Origin of the sequence: Hydrogenophaga sp. UC242_53 (genome assembly GCF_042696965.1) — a bacterium.
Lineage (GTDB): Bacteria > Pseudomonadota > Gammaproteobacteria > Burkholderiales > Burkholderiaceae_C > Hydrogenophaga.
This window is the reverse complement of sequence record NZ_CP170552.1, coordinates 599,599-613,905: the sequence shown is the minus strand read 5'-3', so window position 1 is coordinate 613,905 and position 14,307 is coordinate 599,599. Positions and strand designations below refer to the sequence as shown.

Annotated in this window: 13 protein-coding genes and 1 pseudogene; 9 read left to right on the top strand and 5 right to left on the bottom strand. The window is 68.9% G+C overall.

Going from position 1 to position 14,307, the window contains the following annotated elements; all coding sequences use genetic code 11:
* Positions 1-6: 6 nt before the first annotated feature.
* A complete protein-coding gene (gene apbC / locus ACFJI0_RS03250) occupies positions 7-1,098 on the bottom strand; it encodes an iron-sulfur cluster carrier protein ApbC (RefSeq protein ID WP_382323412.1) in 1,092 nt (363 codons plus the stop codon).
* A 158-nt stretch (positions 1,099-1,256) separates the two neighbouring features.
* On the opposite strand from apbC, the pseudogene metG reads away from it, so the two are divergent.
* Positions 1,257-3,312: pseudogene (metG, locus tag ACFJI0_RS03245) on the top strand (methionine--tRNA ligase).
* 14 nt (positions 3,313-3,326) lie between these two features.
* Positions 3,327-4,070 carry a YoaK family protein gene (locus ACFJI0_RS03240; RefSeq protein WP_291115017.1) on the top strand — a complete coding sequence of 248 codons (744 nt, stop codon included), beginning with the start codon at positions 3,327-3,329 and terminating at the stop codon, positions 4,068-4,070.
* A 9-nt stretch (positions 4,071-4,079) separates the two neighbouring features.
* Here ACFJI0_RS03240 and bamE read toward each other — a convergent pair whose 3' ends face one another.
* The gene (gene bamE / locus ACFJI0_RS03235; protein ID WP_382323411.1) at positions 4,080-4,607 is read right to left on the bottom strand and encodes an outer membrane protein assembly factor BamE; all 528 of its coding nucleotides are present in this window, start codon (positions 4,605-4,607) and stop codon (positions 4,080-4,082) included.
* A gap of 98 nt (positions 4,608-4,705) precedes the next feature.
* Here bamE and ACFJI0_RS03230 point away from each other — a divergent pair, with 98 nt between their 5' ends.
* From ACFJI0_RS03230 to nadB, 4 genes are all read left to right on the top strand, one after another.
* Positions 4,706-6,349: a SulP family inorganic anion transporter gene (locus tag ACFJI0_RS03230; RefSeq protein WP_382323410.1), complete on the top strand. Its 1,644-nt coding sequence runs from the start codon at positions 4,706-4,708 to the stop codon at positions 6,347-6,349.
* 59 nt (positions 6,350-6,408) lie between these two features.
* Positions 6,409-6,621, top strand: a complete 213-nt coding sequence (locus ACFJI0_RS03225; RefSeq protein WP_297398212.1) for a DUF3460 family protein — start codon at positions 6,409-6,411, stop codon at positions 6,619-6,621.
* A gap of 12 nt (positions 6,622-6,633) precedes the next feature.
* Positions 6,634-7,482, top strand: coding sequence for a segregation and condensation protein A (locus ACFJI0_RS03220; RefSeq protein WP_382161177.1), 849 nt, complete (start codon positions 6,634-6,636; stop codon positions 7,480-7,482).
* Positions 7,483-7,588: 106 nt separating this feature from the next.
* Complete coding sequence (gene nadB, locus ACFJI0_RS03215; RefSeq protein WP_382323409.1) at positions 7,589-9,187, top strand: L-aspartate oxidase; 1,599 nt, start codon at positions 7,589-7,591, stop codon at positions 9,185-9,187.
* 7 nt (positions 9,188-9,194) lie between these two features.
* Here nadB and nadA read toward each other — a convergent pair whose 3' ends face one another.
* Positions 9,195-10,304 (bottom strand): quinolinate synthase NadA, encoded by a 1,110-nt coding sequence (gene nadA, locus ACFJI0_RS03210; RefSeq protein WP_382323408.1) that lies wholly within the window; start codon positions 10,302-10,304, stop codon positions 9,195-9,197.
* A 30-nt stretch (positions 10,305-10,334) separates the two neighbouring features.
* On the bottom strand, positions 10,335-11,198 hold the full coding sequence (gene nadC / locus ACFJI0_RS03205; RefSeq protein WP_382323407.1) for a carboxylating nicotinate-nucleotide diphosphorylase: 864 nt from the start codon (positions 11,196-11,198) through the stop codon (positions 10,335-10,337).
* A gap of 72 nt (positions 11,199-11,270) precedes the next feature.
* On the opposite strand from nadC, the gene panB reads away from it, so the two are divergent.
* The 3 genes from panB to ACFJI0_RS03190 are packed head-to-tail and all read left to right on the top strand — an operon-like array spanning position 11,271 to position 13,294.
* Positions 11,271-12,158 carry a 3-methyl-2-oxobutanoate hydroxymethyltransferase gene (panB, locus tag ACFJI0_RS03200; protein WP_382323406.1) on the top strand — a complete coding sequence of 296 codons (888 nt, stop codon included), beginning with the start codon at positions 11,271-11,273 and terminating at the stop codon, positions 12,156-12,158.
* 15 nt (positions 12,159-12,173) lie between these two features.
* Positions 12,174-13,025 carry a pantoate--beta-alanine ligase gene (panC, locus tag ACFJI0_RS03195; protein ID WP_382323405.1) on the top strand — a complete coding sequence of 284 codons (852 nt, stop codon included), beginning with the start codon at positions 12,174-12,176 and terminating at the stop codon, positions 13,023-13,025.
* A gap of 17 nt (positions 13,026-13,042) precedes the next feature.
* Positions 13,043-13,294, top strand: a complete 252-nt coding sequence (locus ACFJI0_RS03190; protein ID WP_382323404.1) for a DUF1272 domain-containing protein — start codon at positions 13,043-13,045, stop codon at positions 13,292-13,294.
* Here the strand turns inward: ACFJI0_RS03190 and ACFJI0_RS03185 are convergent.
* Positions 13,291-14,307, bottom strand: coding sequence for an NAD(P)H-dependent glycerol-3-phosphate dehydrogenase (locus ACFJI0_RS03185; RefSeq protein WP_382161195.1), 1,017 nt, complete (start codon positions 14,305-14,307; stop codon positions 13,291-13,293). The two genes, ACFJI0_RS03190 and ACFJI0_RS03185, sit on opposite strands and share 4 nt — an antisense overlap.

Genomic DNA, 14,307 nt, shown 5'->3' with positions numbered 1-14,307 from the left:
AAGGCCTCAGGTGTCCTTCGAAATCTTGATCGAAGGGAACTTGCTGGAGAAGTCCTTGGACTTGGCCGCGATCTTGATCGCCACCTGCCGCGCCACACCCTTGTAGAGGCTGGCGATCTCGCCCTCGGGGTCGGCCACCACCGTGGGCATGCCGCTGTCGGCCTGCACACGGATGCTCATGTTCAGCGGCAGCGCGCCCAGGTAGTCCATGCCGTATTCGGCCGCCATCTTCTTGCCGCCGTCGGCGCCGAAGATGTGCTCCACGTGGCCGCACTTCTCGCACACGTGCACCGCCATGTTCTCCACGATGCCCAGGATGGGCACGCCCACCTTCTCGAACATCTTGATGCCCTTGCGCGCGTCGAGCAGCGCGATGTCCTGCGGCGTGGTCACGATCACGGCGCCGGTGAGCGGCACGCGCTGGCTCAACGTGAGCTGGATGTCGCCGGTGCCCGGCGGCATGTCGACGATGAGGTAGTCGAGGTCGCTCCAGTTGGTCTGGCGCAGCAGCTGTTCCAGCGCCTGCGTGGCGATGGGGCCGCGCCAGATCATGGCTTCGTCGCGGTCGATCAGGAAGCCGATGGAGATCACCTGCACGCCGTAGTTTTCCAGCGGGTCCATGGTCTTGCCGTCCGAACTCTCGGGCCGGCCTTCCACGCCCATCATCATGGGCTGGCTGGGGCCGTAGATGTCGGCGTCCAGGATGCCGACCTTCGCGCCCTCGGCGGCCAGCGCCAGCGCGAGGTTGACGGCGGTGGTGCTCTTGCCCACGCCGCCCTTGCCCGAGGCCACGGCGATGATGTTCTTCACGTTGGGCATGAGCTGCACACCGCGCTGCACGGCGTGCGCGACGATCCTGGTGCCCATGTTGACCGAGACGTTGTCCACGCCGGGCACGCTCTTGGCCGCCGCGATCAGCGCGCGGCGCAGCGACGGCAGCTGGCTCTTGGCCGGGTAGCCCATTTCCACCTCGAACGAGACATCGCCCTCGGCCACCTGCAGGTTCTTCACCGCCTTCGTGGAGACAAAATCCTTGCCGGTGTTCGGATCGACAACGGCTTGCAGCGCGGTCAGCAGTGCCTGGGAATCAACGGCCATGGGAAACGGTCTCCTGAGAGGGGGTGGGGTATCGGTGTTGTGAGGGGTGCGGGAGCGTGGGGAAGTCTAACGTGACCCCCGGGTCAAGGGCATACACACAGGCGCCATGAGGGCATCGGCCCGTAAAATGGCCGGTTCCCCGACAGAAAGCCCTTCCCATGAGCCAGCGACGCCTGTTCGTCACCACCGCCCTGCCCTATGCCAACGGCCATTTCCACATCGGCCACATCATGGAGTACATCCAGGCCGACATCTGGGTGCGTTTCCAGCGCATGCAGGGCCATGAGGTGAACTTCGTCTGCGCCGACGACGCGCACGGCGCCCCCATCATGATCGCCGCCGACAAGGCCGGCAAAACCCCGCAGCAGTTCGTGGCCGACATCGCCGCCGGCCGCAAGCCCTACCTGGACGGCTTCCACATCGGCTTCGACAACTGGCACAGCACCGACGGCCCGGAAAACCACGCGCTGGCCCAGGACGTGTACCGCGCGCTCAAGGCCAACGGCCTGATCGAGACGCGCACCATCGAGCAGTTCTTCGACCCCGAGAAGAACATGTTCCTGCCCGACCGCTTCATCAAGGGCGAGTGCCCGAACTGCCACGCCAAGGACCAGTACGGCGACAACTGCGAGGTCTGCAGCAAGGTCTACAGCCCGACCGACCTGATCAACCCCTACTCGGCCCTCTCGGGCGCCAAGCCGGTGCTCAAGCAGTCGGAGCACTTCTTCTTCAAGCTCTCCGACCCGCGCTGCCTGGCCTTTCTTGACCAGTGGACCCAGAGCGGCGCGGTGCAGCCCGAGGTGCTCAACAAGATCAGCGAGTGGATCGAACCCGGCGAGGACGGCAAGCCCAGGATGGGCGACTGGGACATCAGCCGCGACGCGCCCTACTTCGGCATCGAGATCCCGGACGCCCCGGGCAAGTACTTCTACGTGTGGCTGGACGCGCCGGTGGGCTACCTGGCCTCGCTGAAGAACCTGTTCGACAAGACCGGCCGCGACTTCGATGCCTTCATGGCCGACCCGAGCACCGAGCAGTACCACTTCATCGGCAAGGACATCATCACCTTCCACACCCTGTTCTGGCCCGCGATGCTGAAGTTCAGCGGCCGCAAGGTGCCCAACGCGGTGTTCGTGCACGGCTTCCTCACCATCAACAACGGCGAGAAGATGAGCAAGAGCCGGGGCACCGGCCTGGACCCGCTGAAGTACCTGCAGCTGGGCATGAACCCCGAGTGGCTGCGCTACTACCTGGCCGCCAAGCTGAGCAGCCGCAACGAAGACATCGACTTCAACCCCGAAGACTTCATGCTGCGCGTGAACAGCGACCTGGTGGGCAAGTACATCAACATCGCCTCGCGCGCGGCCGGCTTCATCGCCAAGCGCTTCGAGGGCCGCCTGGGTGAGGTCTCGGCCGACGGCGACGCGCTGCTCGACCACCTGCAGAGCGCCGCGCCCAGCGTCGCCGAGCTCTACGCCGAGCGCGAGTACGGCAAGGCGCTGCGCGAGATCATGCTGCTGGCCGACCGCGTGAATGCCTATGTGGACCAGAACAAACCCTGGGAACTCGCCAAGCAGGAGGGCATGGACGGCCGCCTGCACGACGTGTGCACCACCTGCATCGAGGCCTTCCGCCTGCTCACGCTCTACCTCAAGCCAGTGCTGCCCGCGCTCGCCGCGCAGGTGGAGGACTTCCTGCAGGCCGCGCCGCTGCAGTTCGCCCACACCACGCGCCTGCTCGGCAAGGGGCACGCGATCAAGGCCTACCAGCACCTGATGCAGCGCGTGGATGTGAAGCAGCTCGACGCCCTGTTCGAGCCGCCACCGGCGCCCGCGCAGGCCGTCACAGTGCCGGGGGGCGAGCCCATCGCCGACACGATCACCATCGACGACTTCGCCAAGATCGACCTGCGCATCGCGCAGATCGTGAACTGCGAGGCGGTGGAAGGTTCGAGCAAGCTGCTGCGCCTCACGCTCGACGTGGGCGAGGGCCGCACGCGCAACGTGTTCAGCGGCATCGCCAGCGCCTACGCGCCCGAAGACCTGGTGGGCAAGCTCACCGTGGTGGTGGCGCAACCTCGCGCCGCGCAAGATGAAGTTCGGCGTCAGCGAAGGCATGGTGCTGGCCGCCAGCCACGCCGACGAGAACGCCGAACCCGGCATCCACGTGCTCAACCCCTGGCCGGGCGCCACGCCGGGCATGCGGGTGCGCTGAACGGCGGTCCGCCCGTGTTCAAACCGATCCGGGGCTTCACCAGTCTGCAGCGCACGCCGCAGACCGATCTGAAGCTCGGCTCGGTGCTGGCCTTCGTGGCGGGGGCGGCCAACGCGGGCGGCCTGCTCGCCGTGGGCCAGTACACCTCGCACATGACGGGCATCGTGTCCTCGGTGGCCGACCACCTGGTGCTGGGCGAACTCACGCTGGCCCTGGCCGGCCTGGGCTCGGTGCTGGCCTTCCTGCTCGGGGCCATGACCACGGCCTGGCTGGTGAACTGGGGCCTGCGCCGCGAACTGCGCAGCGCCTACGGCCTGCCCCTGGTGCTGGAGGCCGCCGCGCTGCTGGTGTTCGGCCTGTTCGGTGCCGCCATGGGTTTCATGACGCCGGTCTTCCTGCCGCTCACCGTGGTGCTGCTGTGTTTCATCATGGGCCTGCAGAACGCGGTGATCACCAAGATCTCGCGCGCGACCATCCGCACCACCCACGTCACCGGCCTGGTGACCGACCTGGGCATCGAGCTGGGCAAGCTGCTCTACGTGAACCGGCAACCGGGCGCCGCGCCGGTGCGGGCCCACCGCGGCCGGCTGCGCGTGCACGGCCAGCTGATCGCCTGCTTCTTCTTCGGCGGGCTGGCCGGCGCGCTGGGCTTCAAGCACCTGGGTTTCATCAGCACCCTGCCGCTGGCGCTGATGCTCCTGCTGCTGGTGATGCGCCCGGCACTGGACGACTGGCAGCGGCTGCGGGCAGCCGCCTGACGCCGCCGCTCAGCGGTTCTTGTCCAGGTCCGGGTCGCGCACCGACATCGTGCGCACCACCTTGAGGTCGGCGTCGAACACCACGGTGAAGACCTGGGACTCGCCCACGTTCGGGCTTTCGAAGTAGCGCCAGTCGTAGTGCGTCTCGCGCTTGAGCGCGTAGGTGGTGATCTTCATGGGCTTGCCCAGCATGCGGCGCACCGCCTCCATGGGCATGCCGGGCTGCACCTGGGCAAAGGTGCGCGGGTTGAGCACCTGGCGCAGCGAGGCCATCTTGCCGTCCGGGCCGATGGTGATCATGTAGTTGGTGTGGCCCGCGGGCTGGCGGTTGTACTCGTAGATCTGCGCGCCGTCCTCGCCTTCCCACACCGCCTCGGGCGCGCCGAAGCGATCGCGCACGTCGGCCTCGGTGGACACACCCTCTTCCAGCTCGCTGATGTTCTGCGGGTCGCAGGCCGCGAGCAGGCCCGCCAGGCCGAGCCCGCCCAGCAACGCCAGCGCGCCACGCCACGTCTTGCCCATCGCCGCTGTTCGCATGTCGGTCCTTGTCCAGATCAAAAGGCCAGTCTAATGCCCGACCCCATGGCTCAAGCTTGGCGGGCGGCACGAACCGTAGCCAAAGGTAACATCGGCCCATGTTCCAAGGCCTGCCGCCCCTGGCGCCGTTCCGCCCCCGCCTGCTGAAAGACCTGCAAGGCTACAACCGCGACAAGCTCGCGCGCGACGTGGGTGCGGGTGCCACGGTGGGCATCGTGGCGCTGCCGCTGGCCATGGCCTTCGCGATCGCCAGCGGCCTCAAGCCCGAGGCCGGCCTGTGGACCGCGATCATCGCGGGCTTCCTGATCTCGGCCCTGGGCGGCACATCGATGCAGATCGGCGGCCCGGCCGGCGCCTTCATCGTCATCGTCTACGGCATCGTCGAGCGCTACGGCGTGGCGAACCTGCTGATCGCCACCGCCAGCGCGGGCGTGCTGCTGTTCCTGCTGGGCCTCTTCCGGCTCGGCACGCTGGTGCGCTACGTGCCGGTGAGTGTCGTGATCGGCTTCACCAACGGCATCGCGGTGCTGATCGCGCTGTCGCAGGTGCGCGACCTGCTCGGGCTGGAAATCGCGAAGATGCCAGGCAGCTTTTTCGGCCAGATGAAGGCCCTGGCGCTGCACCTCGACAGCTTCAACCCCTTCGCCTTCGCGCTCGGCGGCCTGTGCGTGCTGGGCCTGTTCGTCTGGCCGCGCCTGTGGGCGGTGGACTTCCAGTTCCGCCGCCAGATCGAGAAGCTGGACCGGGTGAGCGCGCTCAAGGCCACCTCGCGCCTGCCCGGCCCGGTGGTGGCCCTGGTCACGCTCACGCTGCTGGCCTGGGCCCTGAGCCTGCCGGTGGAGACCATCGGCACGCGCTTTGGCGGCATCCCGCGCGGCACGCCGGCCTTCGAGCTGCCCGACTTCTCGTGGGAGACGGTGCGCCTGCTGGTCACGCCCACGCTGACCATCGCGCTGCTGGGCGCCATCGAATCGCTGCTGTGCGCGCGCGTGGCCGACCAGCTGAGCGACGCGCCCAAACACGACCCCAACCAGGAGCTGATGGCGCAAGGCATCGCCAACGCCGTGGTGCCGTTTTTCGGCGGCATGCCCGCCACCGGCACCATCGCGCGCACCGTGACCAACATCCGCTCGGGCGCCGCCTCGCCGGTGGCCGGCATGGTGCACGCGCTCACGCTGGCCGCCGTGGTGCTGGTGGCCGCGCCCCTGGCGTACCACATCCCGCTGGCGGTGCTGGCCGGTGTGCTGCTGTTCGTGGCCTGGAACATGGGCGAGTGGCGCGAGTTCGGGCGCCTGAGGCAGTTCAGCAACCACTACCGGTTGATGCTGCTGTCCACCTTCTTCGTCACCATCGTCTTCGACCTCACGGTGGCGGTCGAGCTCGGTCTGGTGCTGGCGGTGGTGCTGTTCGTGCGCCGCCAGAGCGAGATCTTCCGCGCCGAGCCGGTGGCGCGCACCGAGCAGCAGGCCACCTACAAGCTCTACGGCTCGCTGTTCTTCGGCGCCGTCGCCAAGATCGACCCCATCGTTGCGGACGTGGAGCGCTCGCCCACGCCGATCAACGTGATGCTGGACGCCAGCCACATGATCTCGCTCGACACCACCGGGCTGGACGCGCTGGAACAGCTGCACAAGGCGGTGCACAAGCGCGGCGGCCACCTGGGCATGGTGGGCCTGCACGCCCAGCCGCGTTCGCTGATCGAACGCTCGGGCTTCGCGGGGCGGCTGAACACCTTCCAGTGAGGCCTCGGGGCGGCCCGGTAAAATCGGCCTCTTTCCCCCCGCGCACCACCGAGCCCACCATGTCCATCTTCCGCCGCCCCGACTACCAATCCGACACGACGCAGTTCATCGAACAGCTCAAGGCCGGCAAGCCGGGGCTGGAGCAGTCGCAGCGCCAGGGGCGCGCCCTGCTCTGGGACAAGCAGATCGACCGCGAATTCCAGGCCAAGGCCGAGGCCGCCCGCGTGCCCCAGCAGCCCTACGTCTACCAGACCGGTTCCGACCACGCCTGACCGGCCTCCTGAATGAGCGATCCGCACACGCTCAACGAGGCCCCTCAGGGCCTGGACGATGTCCTGCCATCGGTGGTGGACCACGTGGCGCTGGCGCGGCTCTACGGCGAACCGCTGTTCGCCATGCCGCGCGACCTGTACATCCCGCCGGACGCGCTGCAGATCTTCCTGGAGGCCTTCGAGGGCCCGCTGGACCTGCTGCTCTACCTGATCCGCAAGCAGAACTTCAACATCCTCGACATTCCGATGGCGGCGGTGACCCGCCAGTACCTCACCTACGTCGATGAGATCCGCGCCAGCAACCTGGAGCTGGCGGCCGAGTACCTGCTGATGGCGGCCATGCTGATCGAGATCAAGTCGCGCATGCTGCTGCCGCCCAAGAAGACGGCCGAGGGCGAGGAACCGGAAGACCCGCGCGCCGAGCTGGTGCGCCGCCTGCTCGAGTACGAACAAATGAAGCTGGCCGCGCACCGCCTGGCCGACAGCCCGCAGTACGGCCGCGATTTCCTGCGCGCCCAGGTCTATGTGGAACAGGCGCTGGCGCCGCGCTTCCCGGACGTGAACGCGATCGACCTGCAAAGCGCCTGGCGCGACATCCTCAAGCGCGCCAAGCTCGTGCAGCACCACAAGATCAGCCGCGAGGAGCTCTCGGTGCGCGAGCACATGAGCATCGTGCTGCGCCACCTGCAGGGCCGCAAGTTCGTCGAATTCGGCGAACTGTTCGATCCCTCGCAAGGCTCGCCGGTGCTGGTGGTCACCTTCATCGCCATGCTCGAACTCGCCAAGGAAACGCTGATCGAGCTGACCCAGGCCGAGGCTTTCGCCCCCATCTACGTGCGGCTCGCCTACACCCCTGCATGAGCACCCCCACGCTCCGCCGCTGCGCGGGTCGCTGCCCCCCGAGGGGGCTGGGCCGCCTTGGGAGCGGCCCGGCGTCGGCCCTGTCCCTCTTCCTCCTCTCTCCGCCATGACCGACCAACACCGCTTCGACGTCCTCATCATCGGCAGCGGCCTGGCCGGTCTCACCGCCGCGCTGCACCTGGCCAAGACCCACCGCGTGGCGGTGATCACCAAGCGCGCGCTCAGCGACGGCTCGAGCAACTGGGCGCAGGGCGGCATTGCCGCCGTGCTGGCCGAGGGCGACAGCGTGGCCTCGCACGTGGAAGACACCCTGGTGGCCGGCGCCGGCCTGTGCGACCTGGAAGCCACGCAGTTCACGGTGGAGAACGCCCCGGCCGCCATCGCCTGGCTGCAGGAACTCGGCGTGCCGTTCTCGCTGGAAGACGGCGAGCTGCACCTGACCCGCGAGGGCGGCCACAGCCACCGCCGCATCGTGCACGCGGCCGACGCCACCGGCGCGGCGGTGCAGGCCACGCTGATCGATCGCGTGCGCGCCACGCCCGAGATCCAGCTGTTCGAGCACCACATGCTGGTCGACCTCATCACCGACCGCAAACACCCGGGCACCGATGGCCAGCCGCGCTGCTTCGGCGCCTACGTGCTGGACACCGAGCGCGACGAGGTCCTGACCTTCAGCGCCACCCATACCGTGCTGCGCACGGGCGGCGCGGGCAAGGTCTACCTCTACACCACCAACCCCGACACCGCGACCGGTGACGGCATCGCCGCGGCCTGGCGCGCCGGCTGCCAGGTGGGGAACATGGAATTCATCCAGTTCCACCCGACCTGCCTGTACCACCCGCACGCCAAGAGCTTCCTCATCACCGAGGCGGTGCGCGGCGAGGGCGGCCACCTCAAGCTGCCGCCCCACCTGGGCAGCCACCGTTTCATGCCCGACCACGACCCGCGCGCCGAACTCGCGCCGCGCGACGTGGTGGCGCGCGCGATCGACTTCGAGATGAAGAAGCACGGGCTGGACTGCGTGCACCTGGACATCTCGCACCAGCCGCCCGAGTTCCTGCACGAGCACTTCCCCAACATCCTCGCGCGCTGCGCCGAGCTGGGCATCGACATCACGCGCGAGCCGATTCCCGTGGTACCGGCCGCGCACTACATCTGCGGCGGCGTGGTGACCGACCTGGCCGGCCACACCGACATCGCCGGCCTGTACGCGGTGGGCGAAACCACCTGCACCGGCCTGCACGGCGCCAACCGCCTGGCCAGCAACTCGCTGGTGGAGTGCATGGTGTTCGCGCAAGGCGCGGTCAACGCGATCCGCAACGCCCCGGCGGCACCCGCCGCGCCGGCCGCGCCGCTGTGGGACGACAGCCGCGTGACCGACGCCGACGAGCAGGTGGTGATCTCGCACAACTGGGACGAGCTGCGCCGCTTCATGTGGGACTACGTGGGCATCGTGCGCACCAACAAGCGGCTGGAGCGCGCGGCGCACCGCATCGCGCTGCTGCAGCGCGAGATCCAGGAGTTCTACTCGCAGTTCCACGTCACGCGCGACCTGCTGGAGCTGCGCAACCTGGTGCAGGTGGCCGACCTGATCGTGAAGTCCGCCCTGTTGCGGCACGAGAGCCGCGGCCTGCACTTCAGCCGCGACTACCCCGGGCTGCTGCCCGAGGCAAAACCGACGATCCTCGTTCCCCCGAGCCGATAAACCGGGTTCAGGCCGCGCCGATGTTCGGGATGAGCGCGCCGGGGTTCTGACCGTTGCGCTGCGCACCGGTGAAGGCCAGCATGCGGTCGATCGGCCGGCGCGCCAGCGGGATCAGCGCCGGGTCGACGTGGATCTCGTTGAGGCCTTTTTCCAGGATCTGCGCCACGCCCGCCAGGCCGTTCATCGCCATCCAGGGGCAGTGCGCGCAGCTCTTGCAGGTGGCGCTGTTGCCGGCCGTGGGCGCCTCGATGAACACCTTGCCCGGATTCTGCTGGCGCAGCATGTGCATCATGCCGTTGTCGGTCGCGACGATGAACTCGGGCGCGTCCAGCGTGCGCGCGGCCTTCAGGATGGCCGAGGTCGAGCCCACGGCATCGGCCAGCGCGATCACGTCGGCCGGGCTTTCCGGGTGCACCAGCACCTTGGCCTTGGGGTGCTCCTTCTTGAGCGCTTCGAGCTCGAAGGCCTTGAACTCGTCGTGCACGATGCACGAGCCGGTCCACATCACCATGTCGGCGCCGGTCTCGCGCTGGATGTAGGCCCCCAGGTGCTTGTCGGGCGCCCACAGGATCTTATGGCCCTTCTCCTTGAGCGCCTGCACGATGTCGAGCGCGCAGCTGGAGGTGACCAGCCAGTCCGAGCGCGCCTTCACGGCCGCGCTGGTGTTGGCGTAGACCACCACGGTGCGGTCGGGGTGGGCATCGCAGAAGGCGTTGAACTCGTCGATCGGGCAACCCAGGTCAAGCGAGCAGTTCGCGTCGAGGTCGGGCATGAGCACGGTCTTTTCGGGGCTCAGGATCTTGGCGGTCTCGCCCATGAAGCGCACGCCCGAGACCACCAGCGTGGTGGCCGCGTGGTCGCGGCCGAAGCGCGCCATCTCCAGCGAATCGCTCACGATGCCGCCGGTCTCGATGGCGAGGTCCTGCAGGTCGGGGTGCACGTAGTAGTGCGACACCATGACCGCGTTGCGCTCCTTCAGCAACTGGCGGATGCGCTCCTTGAGCGCGGCGCGCTGCTTCGGGCCGGGCTCGACCGGCACGCGCGCCCAGGCATGCTGCGTGGGGCAGGCCGGCTGTTCGTATTCCACGTCGATGACGGAAGGGTCTGCGGTGTTCATGGGGTCGTTGTGTCTCGGAGTTCCGACGCCTCAGAGCGTCTGGAAACGCATGGAAAAGTCGGTGGCCTTGACGTCCTTGGTGAGGGCGCCGACAGAGATGCGGTCGACCCCGGTTTCTGCAAGGGCCCGCACGGTGTCCAGGTTCACGCCACCGGAGATTTCGAGAATCGCGCGGCCGGCGTTGAGCCGCACCGCCGCGTGGAGCGTGGGAATGTCCATGTTGTCGAGCAGCACCATGGTGGCGCCGCAGGCCAGGGCCTCTTCGAGCTGGGCCAGGGTCTCGACCTCGATCTCGACGAAACGCGCCTCCGGCGCGGTCTCGCGCACGCGCTGCAGCACCTGGGCCACGCCGCCGGCCGCGGCAATGTGGTTTTCCTTGATCAGCACCGCGTCGTACAGGCCGATGCGGTGGTTCACGCCGCCGCCGGCCTTCACCGCGTATTTCTGGGCCAGGCGCAGGCCCGGCAGGGTCTTGCGCGTGTCCACGATCTGCGCGCGCGTGCCGGCCACGGTGTCGACGAAGGTGGCGGTCTTGGCTGCGACGGCCGAGAGCAGCTGCAGGAAGTTGAGCGCGGTGCGCTCGGCCGTGAGCAGCGCCTGCGCGCGGCCTTCGATGGCGAGCACGGTCTGGTCGGCGGCGCAGCGCTGGCCTTCGCCCACGTGCCAGGTCAGCGTGGCCTGGGGGTCGAGCGCGTGCACGGCGGCTTCCACCCAGGGCGTGCCGCAGATCACGGCCGCTTCGCGCGCCAGAATGCGCGCCTGCGCGGGGCGCTGCGCGTCCACCAGCGCGGCGGTCAGGTCACCCGCGCCCACGTCTTCGGCCAGCGCCAGCGCCACGTCGCGCCGGGCCAGCTCCTGCACGTCGGCCTGGGTGAATTCAGAGAGGTGTTTCATGGGGCGCAAGCATAGCGGTTTGGTCTATAGTGCCCGATTCTCACCCACCCCCAACCCCTGCGGGATTTCCAGATGAGCACCCCCACAAACCCCACGCCCATGCGCACCCCCTACGGCACCCTGCCCGCGGCCTCGCCCCTGCCCCAGCGCAAGCCGGTGAGCCTGCCCCGGTTGAACGAGCTGCGCGAGCGGGGCGAGAAGATCACCATGCTCACCGCCTACGACGCGACCTTCGCCGCCGTGGCCGACGCCGCCGGCGTGGAATGCATCCTGGTCGGTGATTCGCTGGGCATGGTGTGCCAGGGCCTGGCCAGCACGGCCGGCGTGACGCTGGAGACCATGGCCTACCACGTGGAGAGCGTGGCGCGCGGCCTGCGCCGCGTGCAGGGCACGGCCTGGCTGCTCGGCGACCTGCCGTTCGGCAGCTATCACGAGTCCAAGGAACAGGCCATGCGCAGCGCGGCGCAGCTGGTGCATGCGGGCGCCCACATGATCAAACTCGAAGGCGGCGGCTGGACGGCCGAGACCGTGCGGTTCCTGGTGGAGCGCGGCATCCCCGTGTGCGCCCACCTGGGCCTGACCCCGCAGACCGTGCACGCCCTGGGCGGCTACCGCGTGCAGGGCCGTGGCGACGCGGCCGCGCTCACGCTCAAGCGCCACGCGCTGGAGCTGCAGGACGCCGGCGCCACCATGCTGGTGCTCGAGATGGTGCCGGCCGCGCTGTCGGCCGAGATCACCGGCCAGCTGCCGCACTGCCACACCATCGGCATCGGCGCGGGCAAGGGCACGGCCGGCCAGGTGCTGGTGATGCACGACATGCTCGGCGTCAACCTGGGCAAGAACCCGAAGTTCGTGCGCAACTTCATGGAAGGCGCCAGCAGCGTGCGCGACGCCATGGCCGCCTACGTGGCCGCGGTGAAGGACGGCAGCTTCCCCGACGACAGCCTGCACGCCTGGTAAATCAACGATCCACCCATGAAACTCGTTCACACCATCGAAGAGTTGCGCGCCACGCTGCGGCCCTTCAACGCGCCTGCCCTCGTGCCCACCATGGGCAACCTGCACGACGGCCACCTGGATCTGGTGCGCGCCGCCAAACCCCTGGGCGACGTGACCGTGGCCAGCATCTTCGTCAACCGCCTGCAGTTCGCGCCGCACGAGGACTTCGATACCTACCCCCGCACCCTGCAGGCCGATTGCGACAAGCTCGCCGCCGAAGGCTGCGACGTGGTGTTCGCCCCGTCGGAAAAGGAGCTGTACCCCGAGCCCCAGGGCTTCAAGGTGCAGCCGCCCGCCGAGCTCGCCGACATCCTCGAAGGCCATTTCCGGCCCGGTTTCTTCACCGGGGTCTGCACCGTGGTGATGAAGCTGTTCCAGTGCGTGCTGACCGAGGGCAAGGGCCCGCGCCACGCGGTCTTCGGCCAGAAGGACTACCAGCAGCAGATGGTGATCCGCCGCATGGCGCAGCAGTTCGCCCTGCCGGTGACCATCGTGAGCGTGCCCACGCAGCGCGCGGCCGATGGCCTGGCGCTGAGTTCGCGCAATGGTTACCTGAGCGAGACCGAGCGCGCCGAGGCGGTGCAGCTCTCGCTGGCCTTGCGGGCGCTGGGGCGCGACGCCCTGGCCGCCGCCGATGGCCTGGCGCGGCACCTGCCGGGGCTGGAAGAACGCGCCATGAAGGCCCTGGCCGCGCGCGGCTGGCAGCCCGACTACCTCACCGTGCGCCGCCGCGCCGACCTGCAGGCGCCGCAGGCCGGCGACCCGCTGGTGGTGCTGGGCGCCGCGCGCCTGGGCAAGACGCGCCTGATCGACAACTTCGAAATCTGAGCTCCCGGAGGTCCGCCATGCTGCAACTGCGCCCCAATTGCGAATGCTGCAACCGGGACTTGCCCAACGAAAGCACCGAGGCGCGCATCTGCACCTTCGAATGCACGTTCTGCAGCGACTGCGCCGACACCCGGCTGAACCACATCTGCCCCAATTGCGGCGGTGAACTGGTGCGTCGCCCACGCCGGCCGGCGGCGGCGCTGGCGCGGCATCCGGCCTCGACCGAGCGCGTGCTCAAGCCCGAGGGCTGCGCATCTGCGGCGGCCTAGAGGCCTTCTTCTTTCGGGTCGCGCCCCATGAGCGCGGCCACGGCCTGCGCTGGCTTGAGCCGGCCTTCGATCAAGGCCACCACGCCTTCGCTGATCGGCATGTCCACGCCGAGCAGGCGCGCGCGCTGCACCGCGGTGCGGGCGCTGTACACCCCCTCGGCCACGTGGCCCAGCGAGTCCACCGCCTGCTGAAGGCTCATGCCCTGCGCCAGCAGCTGGCCGACACGGCGGTTGCGCGAGAGATCGCCGGTGGCGGTGAGCACCAGATCACCCAGGCCCGACAGGCCCATGAAGGTCTCGGCGCGCGCGCCGAGGGCCAACCCCAGGCGCGTCATTTCGGCCAGGCCGCGCGTGATCAGCGCGGCGCGCGCGTTCAGGCCCAGGTCCAGGCCGTCGCACAGGCCGGTGGCGATGGCCAGCAGGTTCTTCACCGCGCCACCCACCTCCACGCCCACGATGTCCTCGTTGGCGTACACGCGCAGCGTGGGGCTGTGGAACGCGGCCACCAGCATGTCGCGCACGCTGGCGTGTTCGCTCGCGGCCACCAAGGCGGTCGGTTGGCCCCGCGCCACTTCCTGCGCGAAGCTCGGGCCGCTGAGCACCCCGGCCTTGAGCCGTGGCGCCACCTGGGCGCGCACCTCATGGCCCAGCAGGCCATGGTGGCCCTCGCGCGGTGCCTCGAAACCCTTGCAGAGCCAGGCCACGGGCGCGGGATGCGATGCCAGCACCTGCAACATGCCGCGCAGGCCCGACATGGGCGTGCCGATGATCAGCAGGTCGGCCTCGGCCAAGGCCTTCGAGGACGCGTCCAGCGGACCGGCATCGATGCCCACCGAGGGCGGCAGGGCCACACCCGGCAGGTAGCGCCGGTTCTCGCGCTGCGCGCGCATGTCATCGGCCTGCTGCGCATCGCGCGCCCACAGCGTCACCTGGCGGAACTCGCCGCCCTGGGCGGCCGCGCCGACGGCCAGGGCGGTGCCCCAGGCGCCCGCTCCGAGCACGACGATGTTCAT

Bases quoted from the DNA above. Each gene is read 5' to 3' on its own strand.
- ACFJI0_RS03185 (WP_382161195.1), bottom strand. From the start codon at position 14,307: ATGAACATCGTCGTGCTCGGAGCGGGCGCCTGGGGCACCGCCCTGGCC.
- bamE (WP_382323411.1), bottom strand. From the start codon at position 4,607: ATGCGAACAGCGGCGATGGGCAAGACGTGGCGTGGCGCGCTGGCGTTG.
- apbC (WP_382323412.1), bottom strand. From the start codon at position 1,098: ATGGCCGTTGATTCCCAGGCACTGCTGACCGCGCTGCAAGCCGTTGTC.
- nadC (WP_382323407.1), bottom strand. From the start codon at position 11,198: ATGAAACACCTCTCTGAATTCACCCAGGCCGACGTGCAGGAGCTGGCC.
- ACFJI0_RS03220 (WP_382161177.1), top strand. From the start codon at position 6,634: ATGAGCGATCCGCACACGCTCAACGAGGCCCCTCAGGGCCTGGACGAT.
- panB (WP_382323406.1), top strand. From the start codon at position 11,271: ATGAGCACCCCCACAAACCCCACGCCCATGCGCACCCCCTACGGCACC.
- nadB (WP_382323409.1), top strand. From the start codon at position 7,589: ATGACCGACCAACACCGCTTCGACGTCCTCATCATCGGCAGCGGCCTG.
- panC (WP_382323405.1), top strand. From the start codon at position 12,174: ATGAAACTCGTTCACACCATCGAAGAGTTGCGCGCCACGCTGCGGCCC.
- ACFJI0_RS03230 (WP_382323410.1), top strand. From the start codon at position 4,706: ATGTTCCAAGGCCTGCCGCCCCTGGCGCCGTTCCGCCCCCGCCTGCTG.
- nadA (WP_382323408.1), bottom strand. From the start codon at position 10,304: ATGAACACCGCAGACCCTTCCGTCATCGACGTGGAATACGAACAGCCG.
- ACFJI0_RS03190 (WP_382323404.1), top strand. From the start codon at position 13,043: ATGCTGCAACTGCGCCCCAATTGCGAATGCTGCAACCGGGACTTGCCC.
- ACFJI0_RS03225 (WP_297398212.1), top strand. From the start codon at position 6,409: ATGTCCATCTTCCGCCGCCCCGACTACCAATCCGACACGACGCAGTTC.